The sequence below is a fragment of the Dactylosporangium sp. NPDC049140 genome, from assembly GCF_040648435.1.
In genome coordinates this window covers 57794-77629 of the sequence record NZ_JBEZDS010000040.1, presented here as the reverse complement: position 1 = coordinate 77629, position 19836 = coordinate 57794, and the positions used below count along the sequence as shown (strand labels likewise).

The following is a 19836-nucleotide window of genomic DNA, read 5'->3' as shown; positions in this document are numbered from 1 at the left end:
CGGGCCGGTCATTGCGATCCGGCCCGGCGCCGTTCTTTATCGGGCGATCGCCCTCAGGTGCAGCATGCGGGCCAGCACGTGGTCGAGCTCGTCGTCGCGGAAGACCTTCTTCCAGTCGTCGCGGAGGATGGATTCGCGTCCGTAGTCCATCGCGATGAGGCAGGCGTCGCTGAACGGGTTGTCGCCCTTCAGCGTGTTCGCCAGCGCGACCTGGGTGTGGCCGAGCAGGATCGACCGGGCCGCCGGCTCCGGAACGCCGAGGGCCACGGTCTCGTCGAGCGCCTCCTTCAGCAGCGAGCCGACCATGCAGGCGATGGTCTCGACCAGGGTCGGCTCCAGCTGGGCGAGCTGCTTCACCGTCACCCAGTGCACATCGCCGACCGGGGCGAAGATGGCCCGCACGACCGTCTCTACCCGGTCCTTGACGGCCGGGTCGTCCGACTCGGCGGCGGCGATCGCGTCCTGACGGGCCGCGATGCCGCCGAACGTGTCCGCGTACTCCTCGGGCGTGTGTCGCTCCACGAAGACCGACGGGTGGCACGGGTGCGTGACCGCCTGGACGACCTCGTCGCGCCGGGTGAGCAGGCCGGCGTACGCGGCCGCCGGGTCGAGCGTGAGCAGGACGCTGCCGGTCTTCATCAGCTGGACCAGCTCGGCCGACACGGCCTCCAGCGCCAGGTCGGGGACGGCCAGGATCACCACGTCGGCGTCGGCCACCGCGGTGGGGGAGTCGGTGAGCGTGCGGCCGGCCGCCGTCACCCGGTCCTGCCCGGCCGGTGAGTTCTCGCTGTACCAGACCTGGTGAGCCGTCTTGACGAGGTTGTTGGAGACCCGCATCCCCATCTTCCCGCCGGCCCCGATCACCGCGATCTTCAAGGCGTCGGTACTACTCATTGCCGTGCTCCTTCTGATAGTCGCGGAGGTATTCGAGTGCGACCTCCGTCCAGCGTTGTTCTTCGGCCGCGGTCGCCGCGGGATCGCCCTGCCAGGGGAGCCAGTGCTCGACGATCTGGGCGATGCCCCGCCGCCGCGGCCCGACCGCACGCGCCATGTGTGCGTAGTCCAGCAGCCCTGTGCCGAGCGGGGCCCCGGTGTACTGGAAGCCGACCCAGCCCTCGCTGCGGGTGAACGCGAAATCCTTGACGTGGACGTCCGCTACGTACGGGGCGCACAGGTCGACGGTGTCGCGGGGCAGGTCGAGCGCGGCGACGCCGTTGCCCGGGTCCAGGCAGATGCCGAGCCGGTCCGAGCCGACCGTCTCGACGAGCCGGACCAGGTCGCGCACCGGTACCCGTTCGTACGTCTCGAGCGCGAGCGTCACACCGGCCCGGTCGTAATCCGGCAGCACGCGACGCAGCCGCCGCTCCGACTCTCCGAGCGTCGACTCGTCGCCCACCGGGTTGAGCATCGTCCGCACGACCCCGGCCCCGAGGACGCCGGCGAGCCGCAGGAAGGTGGTCAGATGGTCGGTGCCGGTTCCCCGGGTGCCGAGCTCGAGCCGGAGCCCGAGGTCGTCCGCGCGCCGGCGCAGGTCGTGCAGTTCGCCGGGCGAGAACGTCAGAATCCTCGGATAGTCGCAGATCTGGAACATGCCGACCCCGTGGGCCGCCGTCTGTTCGAGGGCCTGGCCGAGGGTCAGCGGCTGTGGCATCCGATCGGACAACTGCCAGAAATAGGCGTAGGTGCCGAGGCCGATCAACGCCGTCCTCCCGTTGCGAGGTGGGCCGCGGCTTCGTCGAGTACCTGGGCCAGGCGGGCCGGATCGTGCGCGAAGCGGCCGAGGAACAGCCCGTCGACGCCGTCGGCGAGCTCGCCGAGCAGGCCCGGGCCGGCGCTGCCGCCGTAGAGCACGGCTCCGTCCGGACGCCCGGTAACCTCGGCGAGCACCTCGCGCAACCGCCGGGTCACGGGCGTGACCTCGCTGGCCGGCGCGGGCTGCGCGGCGCCGATGGACGCCAGCGGCTCGTACGCCACCCACACCGGTCCGGCGGGCTTTCCGGCCAGCGCCGCGCGGAGCTGGCCCTCGGCGACGCCCGCCGCGTCCTCGTGCGGCCGCGCACCGACGCAGACGAGCGGGGTGAGGCCGTGCCGGGCGGCCGCCGCGACCTTGGCGGCCACCGTCACGTCGGTCTCACCGAACAACCGGCGGCGCTCGGCGTGGCCGATCTCGACCACGGCAACGCCGGCCTCGGCGAGCTCGGCCGCGCTCACCTCGCCCGTGTACGGCCCGGCCTCGTCGGCGGCCACGTCCTGGGCGGCCACGCGGACCGGCGTACCCGCGAACGCATTGCCGGCCCCCGGAATGGCGAGATGGCTCGGCGCGACGAACAGCACCGTGCGCCCTTCCGCCAGTTCCGGCCGGTCGGCGACCAGGGCCGCGACGGCGCGGCACCAGTCGTGGGCGGCGCGCAGCCCGAAATACATCTTGAGGCTCACACCGATGACCAGCGGCCCGGTCAAGAGGCTTCCTTCATCTCGTACCGCCCGAGCACGGCGAGCTTGTCGGAGCTCGCGCTGGTGGGGTCGAAGCGGTACCCGAGCCACTCGCGGACGAGCCTGCGGGCCAGCTCGATGCCGATGACCCGCTGGCCCAGGCACAGCACCTGGGCATCGTTGCTCAGCACGGACCGCTCGACGGAGAAGCTGTCGTGCGCCGTCACGGCCCGGATCCCGGGCACCTTGTTGGCCGAGATCGCCACCCCGAGACCGGTACCGCAGATCAGCAGGGCCCGGTCGGCCTCGCCGCGGGCGATCATCTCGGCGGCCTCGATCGCGACGCGGGGGTACGGTGTGTGGCCGTCGGCGCCCACGCCGACGTCGACGACGGAGGCGACGAGGGTGCTCGCCTCCAGGTCCGCCTTGAGTAGCTCCTTGTAGCGGTACCCGGCGTCGTCGCCGCCGACGACGATCCGCAGGCGATCGGTCACGATTCCTCCTCGAGTTGCGCCAGGCAAAGGGCGGCGGCCGTCATGGCGATGGCGAACGACCGCGCACCCGGGTCCGGGGTGCCGAGGCTGCGCTCGGCGTGCGGGCGGGCCCGGCCGAGCCGGGGCAGCAGGTCGGCGGTGGCGTCGGCCGCGGTGGTGGCCGCCCGGGCCGCCGTGAGCCAGGCGGCCGCGAGGGCGCTCCCGCCGGCGATTCGGCCGGACAGCTCGTCCGCGAAGGGTGCGAAGGCGTCCACCAGCGTCTTGTCGCCCGGGGCCGCGCCGCCCTGTCGCCGGACGGCGGCGAGGGCGTCGGCGACCGCCTCGGCGAGCACACCCGGCGTGGGCGCCGCCACGTCGCCGAGGCGACGGCCGGCCGCGCGCAAGGTCGTACCCCACAGGGCGCCGGAGGTCCCGCCGCCCTTGTCCGCCCAGGCGTCGCCGGCGGCGGCCAGGACCGGACCGCAGCCCAGGCCCTGGTCGTGCGCGGCCCGGGCCGCCGCGGCCGCGGCCAGCGACCCCCGTCGCATACCGATGCCGTGGTCGCCGTCGCCGGCCACCGCGTCGAGGCGGCCCAGTTCGTCGGCCGCGCCGGCCACCGCCGCGGCGACGGCGTCGAGCACCGCGCAGGCCGTCGCGGCGGCCGCACGGGACGCGGCGGACCCGAGTGCCGGCTCAGCGGCGGCCGGCGGCTCGGCCGTCGTCCCGCCCACGGCCGTCGTCCCGCCCACGGCCGTCGTCCCGCCCACGGCCGTCGTCCCGCCCACGGCTGGCGGCTCGCCCGTCGTCCCGCCCACGGCCGTCGTCCCGCCCACGGCCGTCGTCCCGCCCACGGCTGGCGGCTCGCCCGTCGTCCCGCCGGCGGCCGACGTGCCGGCCCGCCGGGTGAAGGCGTTCGGGGCCTTGCGGTAGGCGGGAGTATCCGCCGGTTCGAGCCAGAGCTCCTCGAGCTCGTCGTCGAGCCAGGTCAGCGTGAGCGAGGCGCCGGCCATGTCGAAGCTGGTGCAGAACTCGCCGACGTCGGGATCGACGGCCGTGACGCCGGCCGCGGCGAGCCGCCGGGCCACACCGCGGTAGACGACGAACAGCTCCTCGTACTTCACCGAGCCGAGACCGTTGAGGATCACGGCGACGCGCCCGCGGCCGAGCGGGCCGACGTCGCCGGGCCGCTCGCCGAGGAGCCGGTCGACGAACAGCTCGGCCAGCTCGTCGGCGGTCGGCAGGTCGTCGTCGGAGATGCCGGGCTCACCGTGGATGCCCATGCCGACCGCCATGCGCCCGGCGGGCACGCGGAACAGCGGCGCCGACGCGCCGGGCAGCGTACAGCCGGAGAAGGCGACGCCCAGTGTGCGCGTGCGGTCGTTGGCCCGTCGCGCGACCCGTTCCACATCGTCGAGCGAGGCGCCCCGGGCCGCGGCGGCGCCGGCCAGCTTGAACACCGCCAGATCGCCGGCGATGCCGCGCCGGCGCTCGGGTGATTCGGGCGGTGCGCTGGACACGTCGTCGGTCACGAGTACGGTCCGGGCGTCGACCCCCTCCGCCCGCAGCCGTTCCTGGGCCTCGGTGAAGTTGAGGACGTCGCCCGCGTAGTTGCCGTAGCAGAACAGGATGCCGGCACCACCGTCGGCGGCCCGGGCCACCGAGTGCACCCGCGCGGCGGACGGCGAGGCGAACAGGTCGCCCATGGCGGCGCCGTGGGCCAGGCCCGGGCCGACGAGGCCGGCGAACGCCGGATAGTGGCCGGAGCCGCCCCCGACGACGACGGCCACCTCGCCGGCGGTGCCGTCCCGGCGGACCACGCCACCGGGGACCCGGCGTACGAACCGTGCGTAGGCGGCGGCGAATCCGTCGGTCATCTCGTCGGCGAACTCGACGGGGTCGTTGAACAACCGGGTCATGGACCCTCCTCAGCGGACGTGCGGCGATCATAGCAACCGGTTGACCGGTTTTGGGAAGACGCAGTTGCCACCGCACGCTCCGCTATCGTGTTGGCATGCCCGCGTACCGCGATGACCGCTCGGCGGAGATCGGTGCCGCGCTCGGCACGCTGCCGTCGGGGAGCGCGGTGTCGGCGGTGGCGACGAGCCTGCTCGACCTGTTCACCGGCGGCAGCCTGGAGCCCGGCACGCGCCTGCCGCCCGAGCGGCAGCTCGCGGCGACGCTGGGCGTGGGCCGGTCGGCCGTCCGCGAGGCGCTCGCAGCGCTCGAGATCCTCGGGATCGTCGAGGTGCGGGCCGGTGCCGGCACCTTCCTGCGCGGCAGCACCAGCGAGCTGCTGCCGCAGAGTCTCAGCTGGGGCATGCTGATCGGGCGGCGCAGCACCGAGGATCTGGTCGAGCTCCGCGGCGCGCTCGAGATCTACGCGGCCCGCATGGCCGCGGAGCGGATGAGTCCGGACAGCGTCGCCCGTCTCGGCGGCCACCTGCAGCAGATGCGCCGCTCCCAGGAGGACATCCCCGCGTTCGTCGAGGCCGATCAGCGCTTCCACCAGGAGCTGGCCGACGCGACCGGCAATGCGACCCTGGTCGACCTGCTCCGGATCATCCGGTCGCTGCTGCGGGTGTGGGTGGATCGGGCCGTGCACGAGCCCGAGCACGTGAGCCTGGCCATCTCCGAGCACGTCGCGATCCACGATGCGATCGTGGCGGGCGGCGGTGACGCGGCCGCCTCGGCGATGGCGGTGCACATGGTCACGGCGGGCCGGCGGCTGCTGGCCGACGCGAGCACGGCGGAGTCGCCCGCCCGCTGACCCGCCGGGCGCCGGTCACGCCGAAATGAAACGTGTCAAATCTGCGCCGGGTGGCTTTTAAAACGTATCAACGGCCTGTACGTTGGCCACCGTGACGGACCTTTTCCCGCCCGATGCGGTCCTCGAGCACCTGTTCACCGGGGCCACGTGGGGTGAGGGTCCGGTGTGGTTGCCGGCGCTGCGCCGGCTGCGCTGGAGCGACATTCCCGGCAACCGCATCCTCGAGTACGACGAGGCCAGCGGCGCCACCCACGTCTTGCGGACCGATGCCGAATATCCGAACGGGCGGACCCTCGATCGCCAGGGCCGCGTCGTACAGTGCAGTCACGGCCGGCGGGCGATCGAGCGGGAGTCGGACGACGGCCCGCAGACCCTCGTCGACCGCTGGGCGCGCGGACGGTTCAACTCGCCCAACGATGTCGTGGTGGCGCGCGACCGCACAATCTGGTTCACCGATCCGCCGTACGGCATCCACGAGAGCGGGCGCGAGGGCCACCCGGGCCGGCCCGAGTACGACGGATGTTTCGTCTTCCGTTTCGACGAGGCGTCCGGCACGGTGGACCCGGTCATCACCGACATGGTGCATCCCAACGGCCTCGCGTTCTCGCCGGACGAATCGGTGCTGTACGTGGCCGACACGGGCTATCTGCAGGTGCCCGGCGCCCCGCGCGGCATCCGCGCCTACGACGTCGTCGACGGCGCGCGGTGTACGGGCGGCCGGGACCTTGTCGAGGTGCGCCCGGGCGCCACGGACGGTATGCGGGTGGACGCCGAGGGTCGCATCTGGAGCTCCAGTGCGGACTCGGTGCAGGTGTTCTCATCGACCGGCGAGCGGTTGGCCGCGATACCGGTACCCGAGAAGGTATCGAATCTGTGCTTCGGCGGTGGCGACGGCCGCACGCTGTACATCACCGCTTCGACGAGTCTCTATCGGATTCGGACCGCCACGACGGACGCGCAATGCGCGGGCCGATGAGGCGGCCATAGCAGTAAACGGAGTGCGACATGGCGGACATGCAGGTCACGGCGAGCGAGGTCGCGGGAAGCGGCTCGGTGCTGACTCTCGGGTCCCTCGAGTTCGTCGCGCGGCTGCAGCGGACCTTCGGCGAGCGGCGCGCGGCGCTGCTGGCCGAGCGCCCGGCGCGGCGGCGCCGTATCGCGGAAGCCGGCCGCGACGGCGCGCAATGGCGCGCGGACACGCGGCACATCCGCGAGGACGCGAGCTGGCGGGTCGCGCCGATTCCGCCCGCGTTGCGCCGTCGACGGGTGGAGATCACCGGGCCGACCGAGCGCAAGATGGCGATCAACGCGCTGAACTCCGGTGCCGACGTGTGGCTGGCCGACCTCGAGGACGCGAACACACCGCACTGGGACAACGTGGTGAGCGGCCAGGTCAACCTCCGGGACGCGGCCGCACGGACGATCAGCTTCCGCTCCCCGGACGGGCGCGAGTACAGACTGCACGAGGGGCGCCTGCCCGTCATCGTCGTCCGGCCGCGCGGCTGGCACCTCGACGAGCGGCATGTCGTGGTCGACGGCCGGCCCGTCGCCGGTGCGCTCGTCGACTTCGGTCTGTTCTTCTTCCACAACGCGCACCTCCTGGCCGAGCGGGGCGACGGCCCGTTCTTCTATCTGCCCAAGCTGGAGAGCGCGGAAGAGGCGCGCCTGTGGGCCGACATCTTCCGCCACGCGGAGGAGGCGCTCAGCGTCGCGGCCGGGACCGTCCGAGCCACCGTGCTCATCGAGACCCTGCCGGCGGCGTTCGAGATGGAGGAGATCCTGTACGCGCTCCGCGACTACATCGCCGGCCTGAACGCCGGCCGCTGGGACTACCTGTTCAGCATGATCAAGGTGTTTCAGGACGCCGGTGCGGAGTACGTCCTGCCCGACCGCAACGCGGTCACCATGACGGCCCCGTTCATGCGGGCCTACACGGAACTGCTCGTCTCGACCTGCCACCGGCGCGGCGCGATGGCGATCGGTGGCATGGCCGCCTTCATCCCGAGCCGCCGCGACGAGGCCGTCAACGCGACCGCGCTCACGAAGGTCCGCGAGGACAAGCGGCGGGAGGCGACCGACGGGTTCGACGGGTCCTGGGTCGCCCATCCGGACCTGGTTCCCCTGTGCGCCACCGAGTTCGCGGCCGTGCTCGGTGACCGGGACAACCAGGTCGACCGGCAGCGCTCCGATGTGGACGTGGCGCCGGCGGACCTCGTGACCATCGCCGGGACCGGGGCGGCGGCCACCGAAGCGGGACTTCGCAACGATGTCTCCGTCGCGCTGCGGTACCTGGCGACATGGTTGTCGGGCAACGGTGCGGTGGCCATCCACAACCTCATGGAGGACGCCGCGACCGCCGAGATCGCCCGGTCCCAGATATGGCAGTGGCGGCGCAACAACGTCGCGTTGAGCGACGGCCGGCCCGTGACGGCGGACCTGGTGCGGCGGTACATCGCCGAGGAGGCCGCGACCGCCCGGGCCGAACTGGCCGGGGGCGCCGCCGAGCACGTCGACCAGGCGGTCGCCGTCGTCGAGCGACTCGTGCTCGATGAGGAGCTCGCCGACTTCCTCACGGTCGCGGCCGCCGAGCTCATCTGATCCACAGTGGACACGGGAGACCTGCGCGCGCTCATTTGATGGAAGGAACAACATGATCGACCGCTACGCGTCACTCCTCAGCGCGCACATCCTCGCGAAGAGCGACGAGATGACGCGCGAGCCGGTGGGCATCCTCCGGCACCCGTTCCTGGTCCCGAGCAGCCCCGACTCGCCGTACTACAGCGGCCACCTGTGGGACTGGGACTCCTGGTGGGTGAGCGTCGTGCTGGCCCAGGTCGAGGCGGAGACCGGGCAGCCGGGGCGGTTCGCGCAGTACGAGGAGGGGAGCATCCTCAACTTCCTCGACCACGCCACCGACGACGGCTTCGTGCCGATCCAGCTCAACCCCGAGGGCAGCCTCCGGCACGGTGACTTCGGCAGTGAGGAGGATTACGTCCGGCATCAGAACACCCATAAGCCTGTGTTGGTACAGCACGCCGCCCTCCTGGCGCGGCGGCGCGGGGATGCCGAGTGGCTGCGCCCCCATCTCAGCAAGCTCGAGGCGTTCCTCACCGGATACCTCACCCGTCATCACCACGAGGAGACCGGCCTCGTGTACTGGCAGACCGACTTCGCGATCGGCGTCGACAACGACCCGTCGGTCTACTTCCGACCGGCGAAGAGCACCGCCGCCATCTACCTCAACAGCCTGATGTACCGCGAGCTGCTGGCGTACGGGGAACTGCTGGAGCGGCTCGGCGAGACGAAGGAGTCGGTGCGGTGGCGGCGCCGCGCCCAGGACCTCGCGGATGCGATCAACCGGCATTGCTGGGACGAGCGCGACGGGACCTTCTACAGCGCCGACCTCGGGCTGCGGCCCGTCGATCCGGCCGACTGGCTCCACAGTGGAGCGCCGCGGGCCTGGTCGTCGCTGCTGCTGCGGATCGACAGCTGGTCGAGCTTCCTGCCGATGTGGGCGGGACTCGCGTCCAGGGAACAGGCGGAGCGGATGGTCGAGCGGATCCGTGACCCGCGAACCTTCGCCGCGACCTACGGGATCCGGTCCCTGTCCAGGCTGGAGAAGATGTACGACCTTCGCGCGTCCAACAACCCGTCCAACTGGCTCGGCCCGATCTGGGGGATCAGCAACTATCTGGTGTTCCGCGGCCTGCTCAAGTACGGCTTCACCGACGACGCGCGGGACCTGGCCGAGAAGACGGTCCGGCTGTTCGGGCAGGACCTGGAGACCACCGGCTGCCTGCACGAGTTCTACCATCCGGACAGCGGCGAACCGATCATGACCAGGAACTTCCAGAACTGGAACTTCCTGGTCCTGCAGATGATCGCGTTCCTCAACAACCGCCCGATGGCGACGGAGTTCTGAGCCGCTGCGGGACGGGCGCGCCGCCCCGATTTGTTGACACGTTTCAAAACGGGATTCAGGATGGGTCCGTGACGCTACTCATACCGACGACACAGCGAGCCCGGACATGACCGAACCCCCCGAACAGCCGACCGTCGCTCTGGTCGGCACGCTCGACACCAAGGGCGCCGAATACGCATGGGTGGCCGAGCGGTTGGCGGCCCACGGCGTGGGCGTGCTCGTGCTCGATGCCGGCATCCGCCCGCCCGTCGTCCTCCCGGCGGCGTCGTCGACCGTGATCAGCCAGCACGAGCTGGCGTCCGCGGCCGGCACCAGCATCGCCGCGCTGCGTGACGGCAACGACCGCGGCGTTGCGGTCACCGCGATGGGCGAGGGGGCGGCCGCCGTCCTCGGCCCCATCGCCGCCCGGGGCGCCGTGCACGGCGTGCTCGCGCTCGGTGGCAGCGGTGGCTCCTCCGTCGCCGCCCGGGCCGTCCGGGACCTGCCCATCGGCCTGCCGAAGCTGCTCGTGTCCACAATGGTCGCCGGAGATGTGTCGCCGTACGTCGGGGCGGCCGACGTGACCATGATGTACAGCGTGGTTGACATTTCCGGCATCAACCAGATTTCCCGCGCGATCCTCGGCAACGCCGCCGCGGGGATCGCCGCCATGGCGACCGCCTACGCGCGGCGGGCGCCGGAGGTGGGCGACCGGCCGCTGGTCGCCGCGTCGATGTTCGGCGTCACCACGCCCGCCGTCGAGGCCGCCCGCGCCCGTCTGGAGGAGCTCGGCTACGAGGTGCTCGTCTTCCACGCCACCGGTTCCGGCGGCCGGGCCCTGGAGGGCCTCGCCCGGTCCGGCCTGCTCGCCGGGGTGCTCGACCTGACGACCACGGAGCTCGCCGACGACCTCGTCGGCGGCGTTCTCACCGCCGGGCCGGACCGCCTCACCGCCGCCGGGGCCGCGGGGATACCGCAGGTGGTCAGCCTCGGCGCGCTGGACATGGTGAACTTCGGCCCGCGGGAGACGGTGCCGCCGGCCTTCGCCGACCGGCATTTCTTCGAGCACAATCCGACCGTCACGCTGATGCGCACCACCGCGGAGGAGAACGCCGAGCTCGGCCGGCGGATCGGCCGCAAGCTCGCGAACGCCGCCGGCCCGACGGTGCTCGTGGCGCCCCGCGGTGGGGTCTCCGCGCTGGACGCTCCCGGCATGCCGTTCCAGGACCCGGAGGCCTCGGCCGCGCTGTTCGACGCGGTGCTCGGCGCGGTCGCGGGGAGCGGTGTCGAGGTCGTCGACTCCCGGCTGCACGTCAACGAACCGGAGCTCGCGATCGCGGCGGCCGACCGGCTGCACGCGCTCATCGCGGCGCGGCGCCCGACGATGGTGGCCTGACATGGACCGTACGACCGCCCTGGCCCGGCTCCGGGACACCGTCGCGGCCGGGAAGCCGGTGATCGGCGCCGGGGCCGGCACCGGCATCTCGGCCAAGGCCGCCGAGGCCGGCGGGGCCGACCTGATCATCATCTACAACTCGGGCCGCTACCGGATGGCCGGCCGCGGCTCGCTCAGTGGCCTGCTGGCCTACGGCGACGCCAACCAGATCGTCGTGGACATGAGCCGCGAGGTGCTGCCGATCGTCCGGGACACCCCGGTGCTGGCCGGCGTCAACGGCACCGACCCGTTCCGGGTCATGGACCGCTTCCTCGACGAGCTCGCCGCTCTCGGCTTCGCCGGGGTGCAGAACTTCCCGACCGTCGGGCTGATCGACGGGGTCTTCCGGCAGAACCTGGAAGAGACCGGAATGAGCTTCCGGCTCGAGATCGACATGGTCCGGCTGGCCCGCGAGCGGGATCTGCTCACCGCGCCCTACGTGTTCGACGTCGAGCAGGCCGCGGCCATGGCCGACGCCGGCGCCGACGTGCTCGTGCCGCACATGGGGCTGACCACGAGCGGCTCGATCGGAGCGCGGACGGCGCTGAGCCTGGAGGAGTCCGCGGCCCGGGTGCAGGCGATGCGCGACGCCGCCGTCGCCGTCAACCCGGACATCATCGTGCTCTGCCACGGCGGTCCCATCGCCGAGCCGGATGACGCCCGCTACATCCTCGCCAACACCACCGGCGTCGTCGGCTTCTTCGGGGCCTCCTCGGTCGAGCGCCTGCCCACCGAGCGGGCCATCGAGGCCCAATTGGTGGCGTTCAAGTCCATCACGGCCACGGATCAGGAGCCCGCATGACGACATTCCGCCGCCCCGACGACAACCCCACCCGCGTGTTCGACTGGGGCACCATCAAGTGGCTGGTCACCCCGCATCTCGACGAGGGTGCCGGGCTGACCACCGGCGAGGTGATCGTCTACCCGGCGCAGGGCCACGCGCCGCACGTGCACCCGAACGAGGAGGAGGTCATCTACGTGATCTCCGGCGAGGGTGAGCAGACCGTCGGCGACGGCCCGGCGTTCCCGATCCGCGAGGGCGACGCCGTGTACATCCCGGCCAACACGCTGCACTCGACCTACAACACCACCTGGCGCCCGCTGCGGCTCGTGGTCGTCTACACCCCGGGCGGCGCCGAGACCGGCCTCGACGGCCTGCCCGACGCCCGCATCCTCGAGCCCGGCGTCGCACCCGCCTGGAGCCAGGTCCGCTGATCCCACTGGTGGCCGCCTCAACCGTACGCCCGCGCGACAATGGGAGGTCCGCGGTCAGCTCGGCGTCACTCCGGCGCCGGCCGGCGAGGCGGCCTCCAGTTCTCCGCGATCCGATCGAGTCAGGGGGCGGCCGCCGGCAGCGACGTGGATCCGCTGCGCAGCCCGTTCACGGCTGCCGGGGGCATGTGGCGCAGTCCCGCGGACGGCTGGCGCGGCGGCGGTCCGGAACATCCGGTCGACGTCTTCGGCGGGTTCGATGCACCCGCCGCTGACCGTCAGCGACACCCTCGCCTACGAGTAGCCGGTCGCCCCGGCCGGCGCCGCACCGCTGCACTCCCCGACGGTCGTCCGTCTCAGGGCGGCCGTCGGGTCAGGTGAGTCGAGGGGCGGTCGGTCAGGCCGTGAGTTCGGCACGGTGCGCGGCCAGGAAGCCGGTCAGGCTCAGCGGATCCGGGTTGAACGCGCGTGCGGCCTCGAGGTCGCGGCGGCCGAGGTACGACCCGGGGAACTCGGCGTAGTACTGGAACATGTTTCCCAGCTCGTCCGCCCCCGGGAACCCGAGACCGCGGACCTGGTCGTGGGTGGGCGGGCGGTAGGCCACCGGCTCGCCGATCGCCGTGCCGAGCGCCGCGGCGATCTGCGTGCCGGTCGCACCGAGCACCGCGATCACGTTGTCGTGAGCCATCGAGGATTCTCCTGTCCTGGGATGTGGGCTGGGGGCTGATGCTCAGGCCGCGGGCGCGACGATGACGGTCTTGCCGGGCAGCGCACCCGCGGCGGCCTGGGCGTGTACGGCCGGCAGTTCGGCGAGGGGAACCCGCTGGGCGACGTCGACGCGCAATGCGCCGGAGTCGACCAGTGTGACCAGATGTGCCAGCTGGGCGGCGTCGCTGCGGACGAACAGGTCGATGCCGCGGACGTCGCGCCGCTCGTCGCTGGGCGCGGGCATCCACACCGTGGTGTTGACCAGCACACCGCCCGCACGGACCAGGTCGAGCAGCGCGCTCAGCTGCGCCGGTTCGATCGGCGCCAGGTTGAGCGCCACGTCGACCGGGTCCGTCGCTGACGTCACCGCGGCGGTGGTGTGGTCGATGACCTCATCGGCGCCGGCCGCCTTGGCCCGGTCGCTGCTGTGCGGGCCGGCCGTGGCGATCACGTACGCGCCGGCGTTCTTGGCCAGCTGCACGGCGTAGCCGCCGACCGCGCCGCCCGCGCCGTTGATCAGCACGCGCTGACCCGCGGCCAGCTTCGCGTGGTCGAACAGCGCCTGCCACGCGGTAAGGCCCACGATCGGCAGTGCCGCAGCGTCGATCAAGGGGACGCTCGTGGGCGCCGGCGCGAGAATCTCGGCGGGAGCCACGACGTACTCCGCGGCCGCGCCGTTGCCGACCATCGGCAGGAACCCGACGACCCGGTCGCCGACCTGGAAACCCTCCACGCCCTCGCCCAGCGCGGCAACCGTGCCGGACACGTCGATGCCCGGCGTGTGCGGCAGCGTCACCGGGATCGGACCCTGCATGAAACCTGCGCGGATGTTGCCGTCGACGCCGTTGAACGACGTCGCGGCGACCCGGATCAGCACCTGCCCGGTGCCGGGGGCGGGCTGCTCGGCGTCCTCGTAACGCAGGACGCCCGGGTCGCCGTACTCGTGGAAACGCACTGCCTTCATCGCGAGCCCTCGTCTCTTCCTTGGCCAAGTGCTTCGTATTCGAAGCACTTTCTGACCATAGCACGCTTCAAATTCGAAGCAACTGGTGTACGGTGTGAGCCGGCCGACAGCCGCCGGAACCTAGTCGCCCGCGGCCGCCAGGAGGCGGAGCTTCTCGTCGCTCTGGGAGCCGGGGATGGCTGTGAAGACCAGCAGCAGCTGCCGCTCCACGGGATCCAACAAAGCCTGGCGGTACAGCTCCAGCTCGCCCAGCTCGCCCAGCTCGCCCAGCTCGGCAAGCCGGTAGCGTCGGAGGCGTGCCGCCGGGTCGGTGAACCAGCCTTGTACCAGGTAGGGCGACGCCCCGCCGAGCCGGGGGTAGTCGCCGAACAGGGCGGCCGCCGGACGGGTCTGCAACAGCACCTCGCCGAAGCGGAGAACACGGTCGCGGGCGTGTCCGGGAGGTGCTAGACGATGCGCCTCATGGCCGGACTGACCTGCTCGTCGCGCAGGGCGCGGCGCGCAGCCGGAGAAAGTCGGCCAGCAATGCTCGGTCCATCGCTCACTCCGCCCTTTCAGTCGGTTCGCTTACGGCCGCCCCGCCGCCCCGCCGCCGAGCGCGGCGGGGCGGCGCGCATATGGTCGCGAACCCGGCCGAGGACGGTACTGAGGGCGGCGAGATCCTTGCCGGTCATCGGTTCGAACAGCAGCTGCCGGACGCGGTCGACATGCCCGGGCAACACGCGGACGATCAGGTCCCGGCCGGCGGCGGTGACGGTCACGACGACGCTGCGCTCGTCGTCCGGCGACGGTGAGCGGGTGACCAGGCCGCGCTTGTCCAGCAACCCGGCCTGGTAGGTGAGCCCACTGCGGCTGTAGACGACGCCGTCGGCCAGGTCCGTCATTCGCAGTCTGCCCTCGGGCGCGTCAACCAGCCGGGCCAGGATCTGGAACTGCACATAGCTGAGGTCGCCGTCCGCGCGCAGGTGCTCGTCCACCGCGTACTGCAGGAGGCTGCTGACCTCCATCAGCGCGAAGTACGCCCAGAGTTGCTCCGAGCTCAGGCCGGGCGCCGGGTCAACCACCCCATGATCGTACTTGCTTTGAATTCGAAGTGCGCTTCCGGTGTCGTCCTGCCGCATCGCGGTGAAATTGCCGGCGTCATTTCGGCGACTCCGGGTGGAAGGCGTGGATCACGTCCTGTCCGTCCCTGATAACGCTGCACGTCGATTCCGGCACCTCGTTCCAGACGCCCGGCAGGTCGCCCCACGGTTCGGAGACGATCAGCCGGGACTCGTCCGATACCAGCCGGAGCGTGGGAATTTCCGGGTGGAGCATGCGCAGGCACCGGGTCTCGGTGCTGTAGAACAGCGACCGGGATTCGTGCCGCGTGGAGTACCGGAACGCCCAGACCGTCGATCCGTCGGACGTGGCGACGGTCATCTGTACCGGGTTCGCGACGTCGTGCCGGCGCGCGACGGCCTCGACGAACCCGACCATGCGGGCCACCGCGCTGGGTGGGTCGTCGCGCAGGCCGAAGGTGAGCGCCAGGAGGAACATCAGCTCGGAGTCGGTGGATCCTTCGATCGCGGGGAAGAGCCCGGAGTCGACGGCCAGCATGAGGTCGCGTCTCAACGTGGCGAACTGGGCGATGGAGCCGTTGTGCATCCAGAGCCATCGCTCGAACCGGAACGGGTGGCAGTTCGTCTGCTGGACCGACGTTCCGGTCGAGGAGCGGACGTGCGCCAGGAACAGCGGCGATCTGACATGGGCGGCCAGCTCGTGGAGGTTGCGGTCGCTCCACGCCGGGCCGACGGCGCGGAACAGCCCGGGGACATCGCCCACGCCGTACCAACCGACGCCGAACCCGTCGCCGTTGGTGGTGTCCACGCCGAGGCGGGCGTGGCGGCTCTGGTCGATCAGCGAATGGTCCGGCTTGTAGAGGATCTCCTCGAGCAGAATTGGCGAGCCCGAGTACGCGAGCCACCGACACATCGCCGCCTCCGATCATCGTCCCTACAACACGAGTCTGACTCGGCCGCAGCTGCGTCTCAACCAGGTAGCCGGCGCACCTACCGCCTTGCCGGCCGCTGCTCGGCGAGGTCCTCGAAGTGCCGGTGGGCGAATTGCACGGCGGCGACACCCTCACCGACGGCCGCCGCCACGCGTTTCGTGGATCCGTGGCGCGTGTCGCCGGCGGCGAATACACCGGGAACGCTGGTCTCCATCGGCAGCGGAGGGCGGGTCAACGGCCAACTGGTGGAGAGTTGCCGGTAGGCCACGAGGTCCGGCCCGGTGAGGAGGAAGCCGGCTGGGTCTCGCATGAGTGCGGCGGGCAGCCAGTCGGTAGTGGGCTGGGAGCCGATGAGGATGAACAGCGCCGATGCGGCGACCGCCTCGGTGCGCCGGACGGCCGCGTCGTACAGGGTGAGCTGCTCCAGCCTCCCGGCGCCCGCGGCGCCGACGACCTGCATGTTGGCGCGGACCGTGATGTTCGGACGCGCGCTGATCTGCTCGATGAGGTACGTCGACATGCTGGTGGACAGCGACTTCCCGCGGGTCAGGAGGGTGACGTGTTCGGCGAACCGCGCGAGATGGACGGCGGCTTGGCCGGCCGAGTTGCCGGCGCCGACGATGTAGATGGACTGGCCCCGAGCGGCCGGTGCCTCGCACAGCGCGGCGCCGTAGAAGACGCCGGCACCGAGCAGGTCCTCGACGCCGGGCGCGTCCAGCCGGCGGTACCGCACGCCCATGCTCAGCACGACGGCGTCGCCGGTCACCTCACTGCCACATGCCAGGGTGACCAGGTGCTGTCGGCCGGGTGTGTGGAGGCCTACGGCGCGGTCAAAGACCAGCTCGGCGCCGAACAGCAGCGCCTGGCCGCGGGCGAGGATGGTGAGCATCTTGCCGCTGACGCCGAACGGAAAGCCGAGGAAGTTGCGGATCAGCGACGTGGCGCCGGCCTGCCCGCCGACCGTTTGTGGCTCGACCAGCAAGGTGCGCAGTCCCTCCGAGGCACCGGACAGGGCGGCTGACAGTCCGGCGGGGCCGGCTCCGATGACGATCATGTCGTAGTGGTCGGCCTGGGGTCGGCTGTGGAACCCCAGCATCTCGGCGATCTGCGGCACCGACGGGTCGGCCTGCACCCGCCCGTCGAAGTAGACGCAGACCGGCAGCCGCTGCTCGTCCCGGCCGGCCGTGTCGAGCAGCCGCCGGCCCTCCGGCGAGCTGGGCGAGAACGTCTGGAACGGGACCGCGTTGCGGTACAGCAGGTCGTGCAACGCATGGCTGCGCGGCGCGCCCGGTTCCGCGACGATCCGCATCGCGTTGACCCCGGAAGGCTGGGTCTCCTGGACCCACTCGTCGAGCATCATGCCGATGCGGGGGTACAGCCAATGCTCGGCCGGGTCCCACGGTCGGACCAGGATCATGTCCACCCGCCCGAGCGCCATCGCGCGGAAGATCGCCTGTTCGGCCGGGCGGTCGAAGATCGGCGCCGCCAGCGCCCGGCGGGCGAAGGGGTGCAGCTCGTGGGCTCGCCGCAGGAACTCCTCGCCGGTCATGCCGGGCAGAGCCAGGTCCGCGACCAGCACCGCGACCTGCTCGTCGCGGTCTCTCAACTGGGCCAGCGCGGACAGCGCCCGCTCTGGGGCGGTCTCAGTGAGGACGCGGTAGTCGGCGCCGAAGCGCCGATCGAGTGCCTGCTGCATCGTGCCGATTCGCTCGCGGTCGCCGCCGACCAGCAACAGTACCGGCGGAGCTTGCTCGCTCATCGCGTTTCCCCCTCGCCTCGGTACGGCAAACCCCGCATGCATACCCGTGGTGGCGCCCACCAACCGTTCGCGCACGCCGGGTGAGGTCGTGGTTCGCCACGCCCGCCGTGCTCGACTGCTGGGCGGGGAACGCGCGGGCGGCGCCCGGCGCCCGCGAGCGAAGCCGCCGCCGGGGTTCAGCGGATCGTCGCCCTCAGCGCTACCGGCATCCGTGACGCCTGGGCAGCGCCCGCGCACCCGCCATCGCCTGACCCGGGAACCGGTCTGTGCATCACGGCTCGTACACCAGGCGGGCGCGACGGTCCCAGGTCTGCTCGATGTCGCGCAGGGGAACGGACTCGAGGTCAATCGTGAGCCGTCCCTCGGCCGCGGCCTGCAGCACCTCCGCGATCGCCGGAAGCGCGGCGGCCGGATCGCCGCTGCCGATGCCGTGTCCGCTGAGTCGGAGGTTACGGCTGCGTACCAGGGCCGCATCGAACTCGATCGACGCGCCTGCGGCCGATCCGATCTGCAGCCACCGCGTCTCGCGCCACGACGGGGCGACGAGCTTGTCGAGTGCGGCGAGTGCGGCGAGGGCGGCGGGGCCCCACAGGTAGTCCAGCACCAGGTCGACGCCGTCGGGTGCGGCGTGGCGCAGGCGGTCGGCGAATCCGTCGCCGAGTTCGACGGCCGCGTCGGCGCCGAGTTCGCGGCAGCGCTGCAGCCCCGCGGCGTTGCGGCCGGCGGCGATCACCCTTGCGGCGCCTTTGAGGCGGGCTGCCTGTACCGCGAGGGAACCGGAGACGCCCGTGGCGCCGAGCACGAGCACGGTGGCGCCGGGCGCGAGGTGGGCGGTGAGCGGCAGCCACGACGACTGCGCCGGGTTCACGATCGCCGCCGCCACGGCGGAGCTCAGCCCGTCGGGGACCGCGATGCCCTGCGGCCGTACGGCGGCGAGCTCGGCGAGCATGCCGTACGGCGGCGGCAATCCGCCGGTGTAGACGCGACGGCCGTCGGGCAGCCGCACGACGCCGTCGATGCCGGGCACGAACGGTGGCCGCGCCGCGCCGCTGTAGTGCCTGCCGGACGCGATCAACCGGACGATCTGGTGCACGGCGCTCGCCTCCACGCGGGCGAGCACCGTACCGTCGGCGGGCTGCGGATCGGGAATCTCCTTGTGGTGTGGCGGCGAGGCGAATTCGTGGACGACGGCCGCGTACATAGTGGGGCTCCGTTCGATCAAACGTTGCTGACGAAATCGTCACTCACGAGCCTAGCGTCAGTCTGGCCTTCCTGACGATTTCCTCACCGCTGAAGATCGCTGGTAAGGTGGCGGGCGACGACGACCTGCACGGGAGTACGCCGCATGGCTCAGCCGACCAGCAGTACGCCGAACCGGCTGGAGCGGCGCAAGGCCCGCACCCGGGCCGCGCTGGTGCGCGCCGCCCAGACCTTCATGGCCGCCGGGAAGCTCAACGTGCCGATCCTCGAGCTCACGCAGACCGCGGACGTAGGCATGGGCTCGTTCTACAACCACTTCGACAGCAGGGAACAGCTCTTCAACGCCGCCGTGGAGGACGCCTTCGAACGCCACGGTGCCCTGCTCGACGAGTTGACCCAGGATCTCGACGACCCGGCCCACGTCTTTGCCCAGAGCTTCCGCCTGACCGGGCGCCTCCACCGGCGCAGTCCCGAGCTGAGCAAGGTCCTGCTCGCCAACGGCCTGGTCTTGGCAGCCTCTGACCGGGGACTCGCGCCACGGGCCCGCCGCGACATCGAAGACGGCGTGCGCGCTGGACGCTTCAGCGTGCGCGACCCGGAACTGGCCATGACCATCGTGGCCGGCGCCGCGCTGTGCCTCGGCCAACTGCTGCACGACCACCCGGAACGCGACGACGCGCAAGCCACCGACCAGGTCACCGAAGACCTGCTCCGCATGCTGGGCCTGCCCGCCGACCAGGCCCACGACATCTGCCGGCGACCGCTACCCGACCTCACCTGAGCGCGCACCGCGGTTGGGCCTGCGCGCCGGACCAGCCCCCGCGGGTGGCATGGGCAGCCCCCCGTCATCCGGCGCGGTGCTGGGGTCACCGGCGGCGGCTCCGTTGCGGTGAGTGCCGCCACTGCTCAACCAGATAACGGTCGCCGCTGGCCGTCGCGGCACCGTGCCCGGGCTGCGCGCCCGGTGATCGTGCTTCGTGCGTTGGCGTTC

At 71.9% G+C, this 19836-nt stretch carries 20 protein-coding genes; 8 read left to right on the top strand and 12 right to left on the bottom strand.

Annotated elements, in window-relative coordinates:
* Window positions 1-36: 36 nt before the first annotated feature.
* From AB0B76_RS42810 to AB0B76_RS42790, 5 genes are read right to left on the bottom strand one after another with little or no spacing between them, the layout of a single operon-like run.
* A complete protein-coding gene (locus AB0B76_RS42810; RefSeq protein ID WP_360386733.1) occupies window positions 37-894 on the bottom strand; it encodes a phosphogluconate dehydrogenase C-terminal domain-containing protein in 858 nt (285 codons plus the stop codon).
* Window positions 887-1699, bottom strand: coding sequence for a sugar phosphate isomerase/epimerase family protein (locus AB0B76_RS42805; RefSeq protein ID WP_360386730.1), 813 nt, complete (start codon window positions 1697-1699; stop codon window positions 887-889). Before AB0B76_RS42805 ends, AB0B76_RS42810 begins: the two co-directional genes overlap by 8 nt.
* Window positions 1696-2460: a triose-phosphate isomerase family protein gene (locus tag AB0B76_RS42800; RefSeq protein ID WP_360386727.1), complete on the bottom strand. Its 765-nt coding sequence runs from the start codon at window positions 2458-2460 to the stop codon at window positions 1696-1698. The genes AB0B76_RS42805 and AB0B76_RS42800 overlap by 4 nt, the downstream gene beginning before the upstream one ends.
* Window positions 2457-2927 (bottom strand): ribose-5-phosphate isomerase, encoded by a 471-nt coding sequence (locus AB0B76_RS42795; protein ID WP_360386725.1) that lies wholly within the window; start codon window positions 2925-2927, stop codon window positions 2457-2459. Before AB0B76_RS42795 ends, AB0B76_RS42800 begins: the two co-directional genes overlap by 4 nt.
* Entirely contained in the window at window positions 2924-4822 is a 1899-nt protein-coding gene (locus AB0B76_RS42790; protein ID WP_360386722.1) for a dihydroxyacetone kinase family protein, read from the bottom strand. Before AB0B76_RS42790 ends, AB0B76_RS42795 begins: the two co-directional genes overlap by 4 nt.
* 95 nt (window positions 4823-4917) lie before the next feature.
* Between AB0B76_RS42790 and AB0B76_RS42785 the strand changes: the two genes are divergently transcribed.
* The 7 genes from AB0B76_RS42785 (at window position 4918) to AB0B76_RS42755 (ending at window position 12224) form a co-directional block, all read left to right on the top strand.
* Window positions 4918-5673, top strand: a complete 756-nt coding sequence (locus tag AB0B76_RS42785; protein WP_360386719.1) for an FCD domain-containing protein — start codon at window positions 4918-4920, stop codon at window positions 5671-5673.
* Window positions 5674-5764: 91 nt separating this feature from the next.
* Window positions 5765-6649, top strand: coding sequence for an SMP-30/gluconolactonase/LRE family protein (locus tag AB0B76_RS42780; protein ID WP_360386717.1), 885 nt, complete (start codon window positions 5765-5767; stop codon window positions 6647-6649).
* Window positions 6650-6678: 29 nt separating this feature from the next.
* Window positions 6679-8271 carry a malate synthase A gene (aceB, locus tag AB0B76_RS42775; RefSeq protein ID WP_360386714.1) on the top strand — a complete coding sequence of 531 codons (1593 nt, stop codon included), beginning with the start codon at window positions 6679-6681 and terminating at the stop codon, window positions 8269-8271.
* A gap of 52 nt (window positions 8272-8323) precedes the next feature.
* The gene (locus tag AB0B76_RS42770) at window positions 8324-9595 is read left to right on the top strand and encodes a trehalase family glycosidase (protein WP_360386711.1); all 1272 of its coding nucleotides are present in this window, start codon (window positions 8324-8326) and stop codon (window positions 9593-9595) included.
* 106 nt (window positions 9596-9701) lie between these two features.
* Window positions 9702-10970: a Tm-1-like ATP-binding domain-containing protein gene (locus AB0B76_RS42765; RefSeq protein WP_360386708.1), complete on the top strand. Its 1269-nt coding sequence runs from the start codon at window positions 9702-9704 to the stop codon at window positions 10968-10970.
* Window position 10971: 1 nt separating this feature from the next.
* A complete protein-coding gene (locus tag AB0B76_RS42760; protein WP_360386707.1) occupies window positions 10972-11811 on the top strand; it encodes a phosphoenolpyruvate hydrolase family protein in 840 nt (279 codons plus the stop codon).
* A complete protein-coding gene (locus AB0B76_RS42755; RefSeq protein ID WP_360386705.1) occupies window positions 11808-12224 on the top strand; it encodes a cupin domain-containing protein in 417 nt (138 codons plus the stop codon). Before AB0B76_RS42760 ends, AB0B76_RS42755 begins: the two co-directional genes overlap by 4 nt.
* 394 nt (window positions 12225-12618) lie before the next feature.
* Here the strand turns inward: AB0B76_RS42755 and AB0B76_RS42750 are convergent, their stop codons facing one another.
* From AB0B76_RS42750 to AB0B76_RS42720, 7 genes are all read right to left on the bottom strand, one after another.
* The gene (locus tag AB0B76_RS42750) at window positions 12619-12909 is read right to left on the bottom strand and encodes a hypothetical protein (RefSeq protein ID WP_360386703.1); all 291 of its coding nucleotides are present in this window, start codon (window positions 12907-12909) and stop codon (window positions 12619-12621) included.
* Window positions 12910-12951: 42 nt separating this feature from the next.
* On the bottom strand, window positions 12952-13893 hold the full coding sequence (locus AB0B76_RS42745; protein ID WP_360386702.1) for an NADP-dependent oxidoreductase: 942 nt from the start codon (window positions 13891-13893) through the stop codon (window positions 12952-12954).
* A gap of 120 nt (window positions 13894-14013) precedes the next feature.
* Entirely contained in the window at window positions 14014-14295 is a 282-nt protein-coding gene (locus AB0B76_RS42740) for a hypothetical protein (protein ID WP_360386700.1), read from the bottom strand.
* A gap of 152 nt (window positions 14296-14447) precedes the next feature.
* A complete protein-coding gene (locus AB0B76_RS42735) occupies window positions 14448-14957 on the bottom strand; it encodes a MarR family transcriptional regulator (RefSeq protein ID WP_360386698.1) in 510 nt (169 codons plus the stop codon).
* A gap of 76 nt (window positions 14958-15033) precedes the next feature.
* The gene (locus AB0B76_RS42730; RefSeq protein ID WP_360386696.1) at window positions 15034-15867 is read right to left on the bottom strand and encodes a class II glutamine amidotransferase; all 834 of its coding nucleotides are present in this window, start codon (window positions 15865-15867) and stop codon (window positions 15034-15036) included.
* Between the two features lie 77 nt (window positions 15868-15944).
* Window positions 15945-17645: an FAD-dependent oxidoreductase gene (locus AB0B76_RS42725; RefSeq protein ID WP_360386693.1), complete on the bottom strand. Its 1701-nt coding sequence runs from the start codon at window positions 17643-17645 to the stop codon at window positions 15945-15947.
* Window positions 17646-17916: 271 nt separating this feature from the next.
* Window positions 17917-18846 (bottom strand): zinc-binding alcohol dehydrogenase family protein, encoded by a 930-nt coding sequence (locus AB0B76_RS42720; RefSeq protein WP_360386690.1) that lies wholly within the window; start codon window positions 18844-18846, stop codon window positions 17917-17919.
* A 144-nt stretch (window positions 18847-18990) separates the two neighbouring features.
* Between AB0B76_RS42720 and AB0B76_RS42715 the strand changes: the two genes are divergently transcribed.
* Window positions 18991-19626, top strand: a complete 636-nt coding sequence (locus AB0B76_RS42715; RefSeq protein ID WP_360386688.1) for a TetR/AcrR family transcriptional regulator — start codon at window positions 18991-18993, stop codon at window positions 19624-19626.
* Window positions 19627-19836: the final 210 nt, after the last annotated feature.